This window comes from Reyranella sp. CPCC 100927, assembly GCF_007859315.1.
Taxonomy (GTDB): domain Bacteria; phylum Pseudomonadota; class Alphaproteobacteria; order Reyranellales; family Reyranellaceae; genus Vineibacter.
In genome coordinates, this window is the sequence record NZ_VOHA01000015.1 from 153,350 (window position 1) to 167,129 (window position 13,780).

General features: G+C 68.3%; 16 protein-coding genes and 1 tRNA gene. 6 read left to right on the forward strand and 11 right to left on the reverse strand.

The window, feature by feature from the left end:
* The first annotated feature begins 64 nt into the window (after positions 1–64).
* From FQU96_RS29915 to FQU96_RS29935, 5 genes are all read left to right on the forward strand, one after another.
* Entirely contained in the window at positions 65–1,945 is a 1,881-nt protein-coding gene (locus tag FQU96_RS29915; RefSeq protein WP_255468624.1) for an ABC transporter ATP-binding protein/permease, read from the forward strand.
* A 63-nt stretch (positions 1,946–2,008) separates the two neighbouring features.
* Positions 2,009–3,007, forward strand: coding sequence for a methylmalonyl Co-A mutase-associated GTPase MeaB (gene meaB, locus FQU96_RS29920; RefSeq protein WP_146545040.1), 999 nt, complete (start codon positions 2,009–2,011; stop codon positions 3,005–3,007).
* A 152-nt stretch (positions 3,008–3,159) separates the two neighbouring features.
* Complete coding sequence (locus tag FQU96_RS29925; RefSeq protein WP_255468629.1) at positions 3,160–3,588, forward strand: YcgN family cysteine cluster protein; 429 nt, start codon at positions 3,160–3,162, stop codon at positions 3,586–3,588.
* 27 nt (positions 3,589–3,615) lie between these two features.
* Entirely contained in the window at positions 3,616–4,620 is a 1,005-nt protein-coding gene (locus FQU96_RS29930; protein WP_146545042.1) for a hypothetical protein, read from the forward strand.
* Between the two features lie 7 nt (positions 4,621–4,627).
* Entirely contained in the window at positions 4,628–5,185 is a 558-nt protein-coding gene (locus FQU96_RS29935) for a GNAT family N-acetyltransferase (RefSeq protein ID WP_146545043.1), read from the forward strand.
* A 2-nt stretch (positions 5,186–5,187) separates the two neighbouring features.
* Here FQU96_RS29935 and FQU96_RS29940 read toward each other — a convergent pair whose 3' ends face one another.
* From FQU96_RS29940 to rplU, 11 genes are all read right to left on the reverse strand, one after another.
* Positions 5,188–5,766 (reverse strand): hypothetical protein, encoded by a 579-nt coding sequence (locus tag FQU96_RS29940; RefSeq protein ID WP_146545044.1) that lies wholly within the window; start codon positions 5,764–5,766, stop codon positions 5,188–5,190.
* 58 nt (positions 5,767–5,824) lie between these two features.
* On the reverse strand, positions 5,825–6,283 hold the full coding sequence (rlmH, locus tag FQU96_RS29945) for a 23S rRNA (pseudouridine(1915)-N(3))-methyltransferase RlmH (RefSeq protein WP_146545045.1): 459 nt from the start codon (positions 6,281–6,283) through the stop codon (positions 5,825–5,827).
* A 15-nt stretch (positions 6,284–6,298) separates the two neighbouring features.
* Positions 6,299–6,748, reverse strand: a complete 450-nt coding sequence (gene rsfS / locus FQU96_RS29950) for a ribosome silencing factor (RefSeq protein WP_218574934.1) — start codon at positions 6,746–6,748, stop codon at positions 6,299–6,301.
* An 18-nt stretch (positions 6,749–6,766) separates the two neighbouring features.
* Positions 6,767–7,402 (reverse strand): nicotinate-nucleotide adenylyltransferase, encoded by a 636-nt coding sequence (locus FQU96_RS42840; RefSeq protein WP_255468625.1) that lies wholly within the window; start codon positions 7,400–7,402, stop codon positions 6,767–6,769.
* Between the two features lie 2 nt (positions 7,403–7,404).
* Positions 7,405–7,947 carry a hypothetical protein gene (locus FQU96_RS42845; RefSeq protein ID WP_255468626.1) on the reverse strand — a complete coding sequence of 181 codons (543 nt, stop codon included), beginning with the start codon at positions 7,945–7,947 and terminating at the stop codon, positions 7,405–7,407.
* 2 nt (positions 7,948–7,949) lie between these two features.
* The gene (locus FQU96_RS29960) at positions 7,950–8,474 is read right to left on the reverse strand and encodes a hypothetical protein (RefSeq protein WP_146545048.1); all 525 of its coding nucleotides are present in this window, start codon (positions 8,472–8,474) and stop codon (positions 7,950–7,952) included.
* Positions 8,471–9,760, reverse strand: a complete 1,290-nt coding sequence (locus FQU96_RS29965) for a glutamate-5-semialdehyde dehydrogenase (RefSeq protein WP_146545049.1) — start codon at positions 9,758–9,760, stop codon at positions 8,471–8,473. The genes FQU96_RS29960 and FQU96_RS29965 overlap by 4 nt, the downstream gene beginning before the upstream one ends.
* 71 nt (positions 9,761–9,831) lie before the next feature.
* Positions 9,832–10,962 (reverse strand): glutamate 5-kinase, encoded by a 1,131-nt coding sequence (gene proB / locus FQU96_RS29970; protein WP_146545050.1) that lies wholly within the window; start codon positions 10,960–10,962, stop codon positions 9,832–9,834.
* A 187-nt stretch (positions 10,963–11,149) separates the two neighbouring features.
* On the reverse strand, positions 11,150–12,163 hold the full coding sequence (obgE, locus tag FQU96_RS29975) for a GTPase ObgE (protein WP_146545051.1): 1,014 nt from the start codon (positions 12,161–12,163) through the stop codon (positions 11,150–11,152).
* Between the two features lie 76 nt (positions 12,164–12,239).
* Positions 12,240–12,521: a 50S ribosomal protein L27 gene (rpmA, locus tag FQU96_RS29980; RefSeq protein WP_146545052.1), complete on the reverse strand. Its 282-nt coding sequence runs from the start codon at positions 12,519–12,521 to the stop codon at positions 12,240–12,242.
* Positions 12,522–12,558: 37 nt separating this feature from the next.
* Positions 12,559–12,870: a 50S ribosomal protein L21 gene (gene rplU, locus FQU96_RS29985; RefSeq protein ID WP_146545053.1), complete on the reverse strand. Its 312-nt coding sequence runs from the start codon at positions 12,868–12,870 to the stop codon at positions 12,559–12,561.
* A 557-nt stretch (positions 12,871–13,427) separates the two neighbouring features.
* On the opposite strand from rplU, the gene FQU96_RS29990 reads away from it, so the two are divergent.
* Positions 13,428–13,517: transfer RNA gene (locus FQU96_RS29990), tRNA-Ser, on the forward strand.
* Positions 13,518–13,780: the final 263 nt, after the last annotated feature.

A 13,780-nucleotide genomic window follows, 5' to 3' on the forward strand; every position in this document is an offset into this window, starting at 1 on the left:
CCCTGCATGGCCTGCCCTCACTGTAGCAGTGCCTAAGTCCTTGGCAACGCGTGCCGGGATCGCCATGTTCGTTTCAATGAACCCGCCTGGAAACGTCCCGAAAGTCCCGATCAAGCCGACCGACGCCTGGAAGGTGATTCGTATTGTCCTGCCGTATCTCTGGCCGCGGAATGCGCCGGAATTGCGACTGCGGGTCGCTGCCGGTGCCGTCCTGCTGGTGGCCGCCAAGCTGACCAACGTCGCCGTACCGGTTTTCTACAAGCACACCGTCGATTCGCTTTCCAACCCGCTGGCCCAGGCGGTGGCCGTGCCCATCCTGCTGCTGGCGGCCTATGGCGTCTCGCGGGTCATGGCCCAGGCCTTCGGCGAGCTGCGCGATGCCATCTTCGCCAAGGTGGCGCAGCGCGCCGTCCGTCAGTTGGCATTGCAGACGTTCGACCATCTGCATCGCCTGTCGCTGCGCTACCACCTGGAGCGCCAGACCGGCGGCCTCTCGCGCGTGATCGAGCGCGGCACGCAGGGCATGAGCTTCGTCATCAGCTTCATGACCTTCAACATCATCCCGACCATCCTCGAGATCGCGATGGTGGCGGGCGTGCTGTGGTTCCTGTTCGACTGGCGGTTCTCGGTGGCCACGCTGGCCGCCATCGTGGGCTACGTGGTCTTCACCGTGAAGCTGTCGGCCTGGCGCAGCATGCTGGTGCGCCGCATGAACGACAGCGATACCGACGCCAATGCCAAGGCGATCGACAGCCTGCTGAACTACGAGACGGTGAAGTATTTCGGCAACGAGGCGCACGAGGCGGCCCGTTTCGACGTCGCCCGCCAGCGCTACGAACGCGCCGCGGTGCGCAGCCGCATCTCGCTGTCGGTCCTCAATGTCGGCCAGGGCGCCATCATTTCGCTGGGGCTTGTCGTGGTCATGGCCATGGCCGCCCAGGGGGTGATCGACAAGACAATGACCCTGGGCGATTTCGTGGCGGTCAATGCTTTCCTGATCCAGCTCTACCAGCCCCTCAACATGCTGGGTTTTGCCTTCCGCGAAATCCGCGACGGGCTGGTCAACATGGAGAAGATGTTCGATCTGCTGCACGTCGAGCAGGAGATCGCCGACAAGCCGGGGGCGCCGCCGCTGGCCGCCGGTCCGGGCACCGTCACCTTCGAGAACGTCGATTTCCGCTACGAGGCAGACCGCCAGATCCTGCACGACGTCTCGCTCACCGTGCCGTCGGGCCACACCGTGGCGATCGTCGGGCCGTCCGGCGCCGGCAAGTCGACGATCTCACGCATCCTCTATCGCTTCTACGACGTTGCCGGCGGGCGCGTGCGTATCGATGGCCAGGATATCCGAGACGTCACCCAGAAGAGCCTGCGGGCGGCAATCGGCATCGTTCCGCAGGACACCGTGCTGTTCAACGACACCGTCTACTACAACATCGCCTATGGCCGCCCCAGCGCCACGCGAGAGGAAGTCGAGGAAGCAGCCAGGCTGGCGCGGATCCACGATTTCATCGTCTCGCTGCCCAAGGGCTACGAGACCATGGTGGGCGAACGTGGGTTGAAGCTGTCGGGCGGCGAAAAGCAGCGTGTCGCCATTGCCCGCACCATTCTCAAGAATCCTCGCATCCTGCTGTTCGACGAGGCAACCTCGGCGCTCGATACCCGCACCGAACAGGAGATCCTGGCCTCGCTGCGCGAGGTGTCGCGCGGCCGCACCACGGTGGTGATCGCACACCGCCTGTCGACGGTCATCGATTCGGACGAGATCGTCGTGCTCATGGCGGGCAAGGTCGCTGAACGCGGCAGCCATGCGGCCTTGATGGCGCGCGACGGTGTCTACGCCGACATGTGGCGCCGCCAGCAGGAGGCATCCGACGAGGCCCAGCGCAAGGTCGAGGAAGCGCCGTCGCTGCGCGCCGAAGGGCGTCTGGCGGCAGCCCAGTGAGCGCCGATTCGGGCGCTGTCGCTGTGGCTGACAACGCCGCCGCGATCCGCTAGACCGACAGCAATGACTGCCGTTGCTGCAAAGGCCAAAGCCAGTGAAGACCCCCTCTACGGCCCGCTGCTGGCGGGCGACCGGCGGGCGCTGGCACGCGCCATCACCCTGGTCGAGTCGACGCGCGAGGATCATCGCGCACGCGCCGACGCGCTGCTGACGTCGCTGCTGCCCGATACCGGCAGATCCGTGCGGCTGGGGATCACGGGCGTGCCGGGCGTCGGCAAGTCGACCTTCATCGAGCGTTTCGGCCTGCACCTGATCGAGGCCGGCCACAAGGTCGCGGTACTGGCGATCGATCCGTCGTCCAAGCGCACGGGCGGCTCGATCCTGGGCGATAAGACCCGGATGGAGCTGCTGTCGCGCGACACCAACGCGTTCATTCGTCCGTCGCCGGCCGGGACCACGCTCGGCGGCGTGGCGCGCCGCACGCGCGAGGCGATGCTGCTGGTCGAGGCGGCTGGTCATGACGTGGTGATCGTCGAGACCGTGGGCGTCGGGCAGTCGGAGACGGCGGTGGCCGACATGGTCGACATGTTCGTCCTGCTGCTGCCGCCCTCTGGCGGCGACGACCTGCAGGGCATCAAGAAGGGTGTCGTCGAACTGGCCGACATGCTGGTGGTGAACAAGGCCGACGGCGATCTGGCCCGGACGGCGCAGCGCTCGGCCAACGATTATCTGAATGCACTGCGCCTGCTCTATCCCAGCAATGCGAAATGGATGCCCGAGGTGCGCACGTGCTCGGCCATGGAAGGCCATGGCATCGCCGAGGTGTGGGCGGCCGTCGGGCGCTACCGTGTCGCGCAGGGCGAGGCCGGCATCGCCAGGCGTCGCGGTGAGCAGGCGCGGGCCTGGCTGTGGAACGAGATCGGCGAGACCCTGATGGCCGCCCTGCGCCGCCATCCCGATGTCCGCCAGCAGCTGGCGGCGCTGGAGCGCGACGTCGAGCGGGGCACGTTGGCGCCCTCGGCCGCGGCGCGCCGTATTCTGGCGACGTTCCTGAGCCGATGAGCCGGCGCGCCACCACCCGGTCCGGCCGGGCCAAGAAGACCAACACGGCCAAGGGGGCGTCCGTGCGCAAGGCGCTGGCGCGCAAGCTCGGCGTGAAGCCCAAGGGCGGCCGCGGCAAGGCGGTCGTTGCAGCCCGGGTCGCCGACGAGGCGTTGCCGTTCTGGAAGCGCAAGACCTTGGCGCAGATGACCAAGCGCGAGTGGGAGTCGCTGTGCGACGGCTGCGGCAAGTGTTGCGTCAACAAGCTGGAGTACGAGGAGACCGGCGAGGTCGTGCAGACCAACACCTGCTGCCGGCTGCTCGATACCCAGACCTGCCAGTGCAGCGACTACAAGAACCGCAAGGCGATCGTGCCCGACTGCATCCAGCTGTCGCCGGATGTGGTGGCCGAGATGGACTGGCTGCCGCACTCCTGCGCCTATCGCCTGGTCCTGCAGGGGCGCGATCTCTTCTGGTGGCATCCGCTGGTCTCAGGCGACCCCGAGACCGTGCACGACGCCGGCGTCTCGGCGCGCGGCAAGGTGATCTCCGAGCTGGAGGCCGGTGATCTCACCGAACACGTGCTGGATGACTGGCTCTGAGAGCTTGAGCGGGGCGGAACGGCGTAGATGGAACAGCGTTCGACCAGACCGCGCTATCGCGGGCGTATCCTCGGACTGGCTCTTGTTGTTGTCCTGGCCGGTGGCGCCGCGGCTTGGTACGGCTGGCGCACCCAGGGTGGCCCCGCGGAACTGCCGTGCCCGACACCACAGGCCGATCGCGGCACCGCGCACTGCCTGACGGCTGTCACGCTGCCAGGAGCAAAGCTTCCTGTGACAGCGACGATCGGTCTGTCGGCGGACGGAACAATCGCCTTCGTCCAGTTGGATGCCGATCGCAATAAGCCGGTCGCGCTGAGGGGGATCTCGACACAGGATGGCCGCGAGCTCTGGCGCCTGCCCATACCGATGTCGACCGAAGCCCAGGGTGTCGTGTTCGCACCGTCCAGCAAACAGGTGGCCGTGTGGGACAAGGGGCGGTCGGTGCGGGTGATGTCCGTACCCGACGGCAAGGTCCTGTCCGACGTTACCACCGAAACCTTTTCGGCTTTCGATGTGTCGTTCTCGCCGGAAGGCGATGCGATCGTGGCGCATCATCGGCGCTACAAGCTCAGTGATCCTGCCGCGTCACCGTCGTCGGAGCCAGGCTTTCGGGCGGACGGGCGCTGCAACATCGTCGTCGGCCAGAGCAATATCGATGCGGTGCTGAGCCGCGACCGGAGTCTCGTGGTCAAGATGACCACGTCGGGCCGCTTTTCGCGGGGAACCGACTTCTGCGAGGCGAAGACCGTTCTCATCCTCGACGGGCCGGAGATGGGATTTCTGTCCTTCGCGCCGGGTGATCGCCGACTGGCCGTGGCTTACAACATCGCCGGTCGATCCAGGAGCGACTGGCGGACCCTGGTCGAGATCTACGATACCGAAGGCCGCTCCGGATCGGCGGCGCGGCTGTCCCGCATTGTGCTCGACGGTGACGTCGGCTACCGCCTTGGCTGGTCGCCGGACGGCACGCAGCTGGCCGTGATCAAGATCAAGGACCAGATCGCTACGGCGCAGGTCTACGCCGTGCCATGATCGGGACATGACATCCGTTGCAACCCTGGCCACCGAGCGCCTGCGCCTGCGGGCGTGGACGGAGGATGACCTCGCGCCGTTCGCGGCGCTGAACGCCGATCCGCGCGTCATGGCGCACTTTCCCAAGTGCCTCGATCGGGCGGAGAGCGATGCCATGGTCGCGCGCATTCACGCTCATCTCGCGCGTCACGGCTTCGGCTGGTGGGCGGTCGAGGTTCCCGCAGTGGCGCGCTTCATCGGTTTCGTCGGCCTGTCGGTGCCGTCCTTCCAGGCTCCCTTCACGCCGTGCGTGGAGATCGGCTGGCGATTGGCCGCGGAACACTGGGGGCGGGGCTACGCCACCGAGGCGGCGCGCGCGGCGCTCGCCTTCGGGTTCAACGATGTTGGGCTGGAAGAGATCGTGTCCTTCACCGCGCCGGCCAACCTGCCGTCACGTGCCGTGATGGAGCGCCTGGGGATGACGCGCAAACCCGCGGACGACTTCGAGCATCCCAACCTGCCGTCGGGCCATGCGCTGCGGCGGCACGTTCTCTACCGCCTGCACCGCAGCGACTGGAACGCGTAGGATCAGCCCGGCGGTGCCGTCGGCGCGGCCGGGCGCAGTTCGACCGACTGGAACTTGTTGGGGCAGGAGAGCTCGGTCGGATCGACCTCCTCGTCCTGGTCCTTCATCTCGATGGCGCAGAACACGAACTCGCCGCGCGGCTCGCCGTCGATGGTGATGTGATAGGAATAGGTGCCCGGCGGGTCACCATCGATGATGCACCACGAGCGCATCATATAGCCGTCGACCACGCGTTCGCGCATGCGGGTGGTGGCGCGCGTCTTGTCCGGCGACACCTCGGTCTCGGGCCCGGCGATCACGTCCTTGGCCGGCTGCGAGGTCTGCAGGACCTCGACCAGGCTGACCGTGCGGTCGGGGCCACCCAGCCAGGTGCGCCAGCCGAAGCAGGCCTTGTTGATCAGCAGCGGGATGGCGTTGGTCTCGTAATATTGCGTCGAGCCGTCACTCTTGGTGATCGACACGAACGGGATGCTGCGAACCTTGGGCGCCTTGCGATCCTGCGCCAGGGCGGCGGACAGGGAGGCGGCGACCAGCGCCGCGGCGGCGACACCGGCGAGGATGAGGCGGAAGGATCGGCTCATGGACATGTCTCCAATGTAACCCTCTTTTCGCGGCAAAAAAGCGGCAAGTCCGCCGGATTCAGGCGCGATGGTAGGGGTGACCGGCCAGAATCTGCTGTGCCCGGTAGAGTTGTTCGATCAGCAGGATGCGCGCCAGCATGTGGGGGAACGTCATCGGACCGAAAGACAACTGCAATGCACAACGTTTAAGCAGCGGGTCGGGATGGCCATCGGCGCCGCCGATCAGGAAGGCGAGGTCGCCGATGCCGGCATCGCGGCGGCCGCCGATCCAGACGGCCAAGCTGTCGCTGTCCAAGGTCTTGCCGCGCCGGTCGAGCGCCACCAGCGTGGCGCCGGCCGGGCAGGCGGCCAGCAGCAGATCGGCCTCGCGCGCCATCCGCTCGGCCGCCGACAGCGGGCGGCGTTCCTCGACCTCGCGCAGGGTCAGCGGCCAGCCGATGCGCTTGGCGTAGGAATCGTAGAGTGTCTTCTCCGGGCCGGCCTTCAGACGGCCCACGGCAGCGATGGTCAGGCGCACGGGCGCCGCTCCGGTTCAGCTTTCGGCGTCAGGCTCGCCGCCGTCTTCGGGTGACGGCGATGGCGTCTTGCGCCGGCGCGTGGCAGCCCGCGCCGGCTTGGCTTCGGCGGGATCTTCGGGGAAGCGCCACAGCCGCTCGAGCTGGTAGAGCTCGCGCACCTCGGGGCGGAAGACGTGCACGATGATGTCGCCGGCGTCGACCAGCACCCAGTCGCCCTGCGCCTTGCCTTCGACCCGCACGCCCTTGTGGCCGTCCGTCTTCAGGCGCTCCGCCAGGTGGTCGGCGATCGCCGCAACCTGGCGTGAGGAGCGGCCGCTGCACACAACCATGGCGTCGGCCACCGTGCTCTTGCCGGCGAGGTCGAGGACGACGATGTCCTCCGCCTTGTCGTCGGCGAGCGAGGCGAGGACCAGTTTCTGCAGGGCGTCGGACCGTTGGGCGCTGCGTTTCGGGCGGGCGGGAATGGGGAATCTCCTTGGACGTCAGGCCGGTTGATGTCGGGCACGCAGTGCCGTTGCCGACAACGGACTCAACCGGGAATGAATGAAGCTCCAGGCCGGCGGCGCCGCATCGACCAGCTGCCGCACGGCATGTTCGTTCAGGCGGTGCACAGGATACCGCCGGGCCACGGCGCCGGCCAGCGCGCGCGTGGCGTTGCCGGGCCGGTCGAGCACCGCGAACGGCATCAGCCGGCAGAGGTCCGGCCAGCGCTTCCAGCGCGCCATCTGGGCCAGGTTGTCGGCCCCCATCAGCCACACGAAGCGGGTGGCGGGAAACAGCAGGCGCAGCGCCGCCAACGTGTCGACGGTGTAGCGCGTGCCCAGCACCCGCTCGATGTCGGTGACCCGGATCGGCGCGTGCGCGGCCTGGTCCCGGGCCTGCGCCATGCGCGCCGCCAGCGGTGCCATGCCGTCGGACGCCTTCAGCGGGTTCTGCGGCGAGACCAGCCACCAGACTTCGTCCAGGCCCAGCCGCTGCAGCGCCGCCTCGCTGATGTGGCGATGGCCGGCATGCGCCGGGTTGAACGAGCCGCCGAGCAGGCCGACCCGGCGTGGCACGGCACCCAGACCGGCGCGGAAAGGCGCCGGCAGGTACGGACGGATGCGGTCGCGACGCACGCTCAGGATCCCAGGAACCGGCCCTTGCACGAGAGTGCGTCGAGCTTCACGGCTTCGCCCTCGGCCAGGCGGATGCCGCAGAAGCGGAAGTTCGCCACCGGTTTGCCGTCGATCAGCACGCGGTAGAGATACTCGCCCGGCGGATCGGCATCGTTGACGCACCACGTGCCGCTGACGCCGCCGCCCTGCGTGCTGACGGTGCGGCGCCAGACGGTACCGTCGGATGTTTCGTTGACCTTCACGTCTGACGTGACGTCGAAGCGGGTGGGGCCCGGCGTCTTCTGGATTTCGGTCAGCTCCACGGTGCGCACCGGTCCGGACAGCATCACGGCCCAGGTGTAGCAGGACCGCACCGGCCACAAGGGGAAGGCATCGCCGCGGGTCGGTCCGTGCGTGACGGCGCCGTGCGCATCGTGGACGGCGACGTAAGTGAAGGTGTCGACCACGTCGGATGCCGATTGGGCCTGTGCCGGACCACGGTCCAGCACGAAGGTCATGGCGGCGGCCAGCAAGGCGATCGTCTGGGGAAAGAGGGTACGTACCACGATCACGATCCCAGGAATTTCTGTGGACAGGCCAGCTCTTCCAGCCGGAACGGTTTGTCGTCAGGCACGCGGACGGCGCAGAACTTGAACTCGGCGACCAGCCGGCCTTCGACATGGACCTCGAACTTCACCTCGCCCTCGGGGTCGGCGTCGTTGACGCACCACGCGCTCTCCATGTGGCCGTCGTTGCCGACATACTCGCGCCGCCGGGCCGTGGTGGTGTCCTTGTGCTCGTTGACGGAGAAGCCGCCACCCTCGAACCGAGTCGGTGCCGGCATCTTCTGGATCTCGACCAGCTCGACGTACCGGTTGCGGTACGGCACCGTGACCACCCAGCCGAAGCACGCGCGCACCGGCCACAGCGGCACGACATTGGTTGCCACCGGCCCCTGGACCAGCTCGCGGTGCTCGTCGCGAACCTCGACGAAGGGATAGTTGCCGCCGGTGCCTCGGGCGCGATCGGCCAGCGCCGCGGACGTCATGCCCGCGACGGCGATCGCAACGGCGAGGCCCAGGCGGCGTCTCACGGGCGCACGGTGCCTTGGCCGCGCACGACGTTCTTGTACGTCGTGAGCTCGACCAGCCCGACCGGTCCGCGGGCATGCAGGCGATCGGTCGAAATGCCGATCTCGGCGCCGAGACCGAATTCGCCGCCGTCGGCGAACTGGGTCGAGGCATTGTGCATCACGATGGCGCTGTCGACCTCGTCGAGGAAGCGCGCCGCGATCGCCGCGTCGCTGGTGATGATGGCGTCGGTGTGGCCCGAGCCCCAGGTCGCGATGTGGTGCATGGCGCCATCGACGCCGTCGACGGTGGCGATGCTGACGATGGGCGCCAGGTATTCGGTGCGCCAGTCGTCGTCGGTCGCCGCCGCGATGCGCGGATCGATCGCGCGCACCGCGGCGTCGCCGCGCACCGCGCAGCCCAGCTCGATCAGGCGGTCGATCACGGGCTTGCCGTGCGTGGCGAGCGCCGACCGGTCGATCAGCACGGTCTCGGCCGCACCGCAGACACCGACGCGCCGCATCTTGGCGTTGGCCACCACGTCGCGCGCCATGGCGATGTCGGCGGCGCCGTCGACATAGACGTGGCACAGGCCCTCGAAGTGTTTCAGCACCGGCACGCGGCTTTCGGCGGCGACGCGGTCAATCAGCGCCCGGCCGCCGCGCGGCACGATCAGGTTCAGGAACCCGGTGGCCTGCAGCAGCGCGCCGACGGCAGCGCGGTCGGTGGTGAGGACCAGCTGGATGCAATCGTCGGGCAGCGTGGCCGCCGCCAGGCCGCGGCGCAGGCAGGCGGCAATCGCGCGCGATGAATGGAAGCTCTCCGAGCCGCCGCGCAGGATCACGACGTTGCCCGACTTCAGGCACAGCGCGCCGGCATCGGCGGTGACGTTGGGGCGCGATTCGTAGATCACGCCGATGACGCCGATCGGCACCCGCACGCGGCTGATGCGCAGCCCGTTGGGCCGCGTCCATGCCTCGATCACCTGGCCGACCGGATCGGGCAGCGCGACGATGTCGTCGAGGCCGGCCGCCATGCCCTCGACGCGGGCATCGTTCAGCAGCAGGCGGTCCAGCATCGCGTCGTTGAGCCCGTTGGCGCGCGCGGCATCCATGTCGCGGGCATTGGCGGCCAGGATCGCCGGGCGTTCGGCGCGGATCAGCCGCGCCGCTTCGCGCAGGGCCGTGTTCTTGGCGTCGCTCGACGCGGTGCGCAGCGCCGCGGCGGCCGCCTTCGCGCGCTGGCCGAGATCGCGCACGATGGCGGCGGCGTCAGTCTCGGTCTCGACGGGCTTGGTCTGCACGTTCATATCAGCCCCTTCCGACACACATCATAAGCCAAATCGGTGTCGCAATTGCGGCATCCGGACTGTGAATACCGTCACTCCATCGCCAGGTCGTCGCGGTGGATCAGCTCCTCGCGGCCGCGCCAGCCCAGCACGGTCTCGATATCGGCGCTGCGGCGGCCGGCGATGCGGCGCGCGTCGTCGGCGCCGTAGGCGACCAGGCCGCGGGCCAGGGTGCGGCCCTTGCGATCGCACACCAGCACGGCGGCGCCGGCTTCGAAGATTCCGTCGATGGTGACCACGCCGGCGGGCAGTAGGCTCTTGCCGGCCGCCAGCGCACGGGCGGCGCCGTCGTCGACCACCAGGGTGCCGGCCGGCTTCAACGTGCCGCCGATCCAACGCTTGCGCGCGGCATCGGGTTTCGCCGCCGGCAGGAACCAGGTGCAGCGCGCCTGGCCGTCGAGCAGGGCGGCGAGCGGGTTGAGCCGGGTGCCGTCGACGATCGCCATCCGGCAGCCCGCTGCCATGGCGATGCGGGCCGCGATCAGCTTGGTGACCATGCCGCCGTTGCTGAGCGCACTGGTGGCGGCGCCGGCCATGGCCTCGATCTCGGGCGTGATGCGGCGCACCTCGGGGATGAAGGCGGCCTGCGGGTTGCGCCGCGGGTCGGCGCTGTAGAGCCCGTCGATGTCGGAGAACAGCACCAGCGTATCGGCGCTCACCATCTCGGCGACGCGCGCCGCCAGCCGGTCGTTGTCGCCGAAGCGGATCTCGGCGGTGGCCACGGTGTCGTTCTCGTTGATCACCGGCACCGAGCCCTGCGCCAGCAGGGTGGTCATGGTCTGCCGCGCGTTGAGGTAGCGCTCGCGCTGCTCGCTGTCCTCCAGCGTCATCAGGATCTGCGCCACCACGACGTCATGACGCGCCAGGGTCTCCTGCCAGGCATGCGCCAGACCGATCTGGCCCACCGCGGCGGCGGCCTGCTTCTGCTCCAGGCGCAGCGTGCCGCGCATCATGCCCAAACGTGCCCGGCCCAGGCGGATGGCGCCGGACGACACCACCACCACCTGGGCGCCGCCCTGGCGCAGGCGCGCGATGTCGCCGGCCAGCGCATCGAGCCACTGCTGGCGCGGATCGCCCGTGGTCTCGTCGACGATCAGCGCCGAGCCGATCTTCAGCACCACGCGTCGGGCACCCGCCAGCCGTTTGTCGCCGCGCGCGGTCATGAGCGCAAGCCATGGTGAGACGAATACCTTCCCCCGTCTGCGGGGGAAGGTGGCGCGTAGCGCCGGATGGGGGATACCGGCCACGCAGACGATGCTGCTGTCGTGGTACCCGGCGTGTGATCTGCGCCCCCCATCCGCCCTTCGGGCACCTTCCCCCGCAAGCGGGGGAAGGTAAGGATCACCGCACTCACGACGCGGCCTCTTCGCGTTCGCGGCGGGCGTCGGCGGCCTTGCGCAGCAGGCGCAGCACGGGGGGCAGGCCGATGCCGGCGACGCCGGAGATCGGGTGCACCGTCTTGCGGCTGGCCTTGGCCAGTGCCGCGCGCTTGGCCTCGATCTCGTCTTCCGTCAGCGCATCGATCTTGTTCAGCGCCACGATCTCTTTCTTTTGCGCCAGCCCATGGCCGTAGGCCTTGAGCTCGGCGCGCACCGTCTTGTAGGCGCCGACCACGTCGTCCTGCGTGCCGTCGATCAGGTGCAGCAGCGCGCCGCAGCGCTCGACGTGGCCCAGGAAGCGCGTGCCCAGGCCGGCGCCGTCGCTGGCGCCCTCGATCAGGCCCGGGATGTCGGCCAGCACGAACTCGCCGTCGTCGCTGCGCACCACGCCCAGGCCGGGATGCAAGGTGGTGAAGGGATAGTCGGCGATCTTGGGCTTGGCGCGCGACACGGCGGCGAGGAACGTCGACTTGCCGGCGTTGGGCAGGCCGATCAGGCCGGCGTCGGCGATCAGCTTCAGCCGCAGCCAGATCCACATCTCCTGGCTGGGGCCGCCGGGGCCGAAGCGGCGCGGCGCGCGGTTGGTCGAGGACTTGTAGCGCACGTTGCCGGCGCCGCCGTCGCCGCCTTCCAGCAGCACCACGCGCTGGCCGATGGTCGTGAGGTCGGCCAGCAGGGTTTCGCCGTCGTCGGCCAGCACCTGGGTGCCGCGCGGCAGGCGCAGCACGGTGTCCTTGCCGCGCCCGCCGGTGCGGTCGCTGCCCATGCCGTGATGGCCGCGCTCGGCCTTGAAGTGCTGGGCGTAGCGGTAGTCGATCAGGGTGTTCAGGCCATCGACGCATTCCAGCACGATGTCGCCGCCGCGGCCGCCATCGCCGCCGTCCGGCCCGCCGAACTCGATGAACTTTTCGCGCCGGAAACTGACGCAGCCCGGCCCGCCCGCGCCGCTCTGCACGAACACCTTGGCCTGGTCGAGGAACTTCATCGTCGTGATCCGGACAAACAAAGAGGGGGAATGGCGAGCCATTCCCCCTCGGCGAATTGGAAGGTGCGGGGAACGGCTATTCGGCCGCGAGCGGCGGCTGCTGCGGCGCCGGTTCCACGCTGACGAACACCTTGCCACCCGACTTGGTGGCGAACTTCACGCGGCCGGCGACCAGGGCGAACAGCGTGTGGTCGCGGCCGACGCCGACGTTGGAGCCGGCGGCCATCTTGGTGCCGCGCTGGCGCACCAGCACGTTGCCGGCCAGCACGGCCTGGTCGCCGAAGCGCTTGACGCCCAGCCGCTTGCTCTCCGAATCGCGCCCGTTGCGCGACGAGCCGCCTGCTTTCTTGTGTGCCATTGCTCTTACTCCGAATCCTGCTGGCGCCGAGGCGGGCTCAGGCGACGATCTGATCGATCTTGACCTTCGTCATCAGCTGACGATGGCCGTTCTTGCGCCGCGAGTTCTGGCGGCGCCGCTTCTTGAAGACCAGGATGGTGTCACCCTTGACCTGCTCGACGATCGAGGCGGTCACCTTGGCGCCGGCCACGACGGGCGCGCCGACCTTGACGCCATCCTCGCCGCCGACCGCCAGCACCTCGGCGAACTCCACCGAAGCACCCTTGTCGCCGGTCAGCCGGTCGACGGTCAGCACCTCGTTGGCGGCCACCCGGTACTGCTTGCCGCCTGTGCGAATCACCGCATACATCGTCGCCACTCCGTGGGAACCTGCGGCGCCGCCCCGCGATCGTGGTCCGGCGCGCCAAAGGCCCGAAAATCGAAACAGCGGGCCAACCGCCCGCCGTGCTCAAGGCGGCGCAATATACGCACGATCGCCCCGGAGTCAACGCAACCCCGCAGGGTGGGAACCACCAATCGTTGCGACGGGCCGGGAACCATCCCGTCCGCGGTCTGCGTCAAAAGCGGTTGCGGAAATTGCGCTAACCGCGTCGGGCGGTCTCGCCGACGTCCGCCGTCACCGGACGTTCGGGTCGGGCGGAGCGGCAAAAGCCATGTGTTGTAAAACGCGCTGCCGAAATTGCGCTAATTCGATTCTCCTGTTGGAACAAAGGCTTGCGGCTGCCCCGCGGGATTTGGCGCAGATCGGTTCCGCGACGGCCCGGGGCCTGCCGTTGGTGTAATTTGTACTCTAGCGATGATCAAATTTCAAGAACAAACTGGAAACCTGCAAGCTGAAGGTCACAATGCTTGCCCCACCGGAGCGCCCTCGATATAACCCGCGCGCCCGGACCCCGCCGGAGCCGCGGAGAGGTGCCAGAGTGGTCGATCGGGGCGGTCTCGAAAACCGTTGTGCCCGCGAGGGTACCGTGGGTTCGAATCCCACCCTCTCCGCCAGTTTTCCGTAAGTGTCCAGAAGCACTTCAAGTATATGACTCTAAAGGGAAAATCCGCAACGGTACAAGGACTCGGGTTGGCCTTGACCGGGGCGGTATGTTTGAGCGCGCCGTCTCTCGATCCGACTGGCTCACCTTCGTGCACGGCGCACGTTCCACACGATCGACCTATCGTGGAATGATGGCCACAAGCACGGATCGGTAAAGATTACTTTTCTCGAAACGAAGGGCGAGAGGGACAGGCGCGCTCTTCTCGACGCCAAG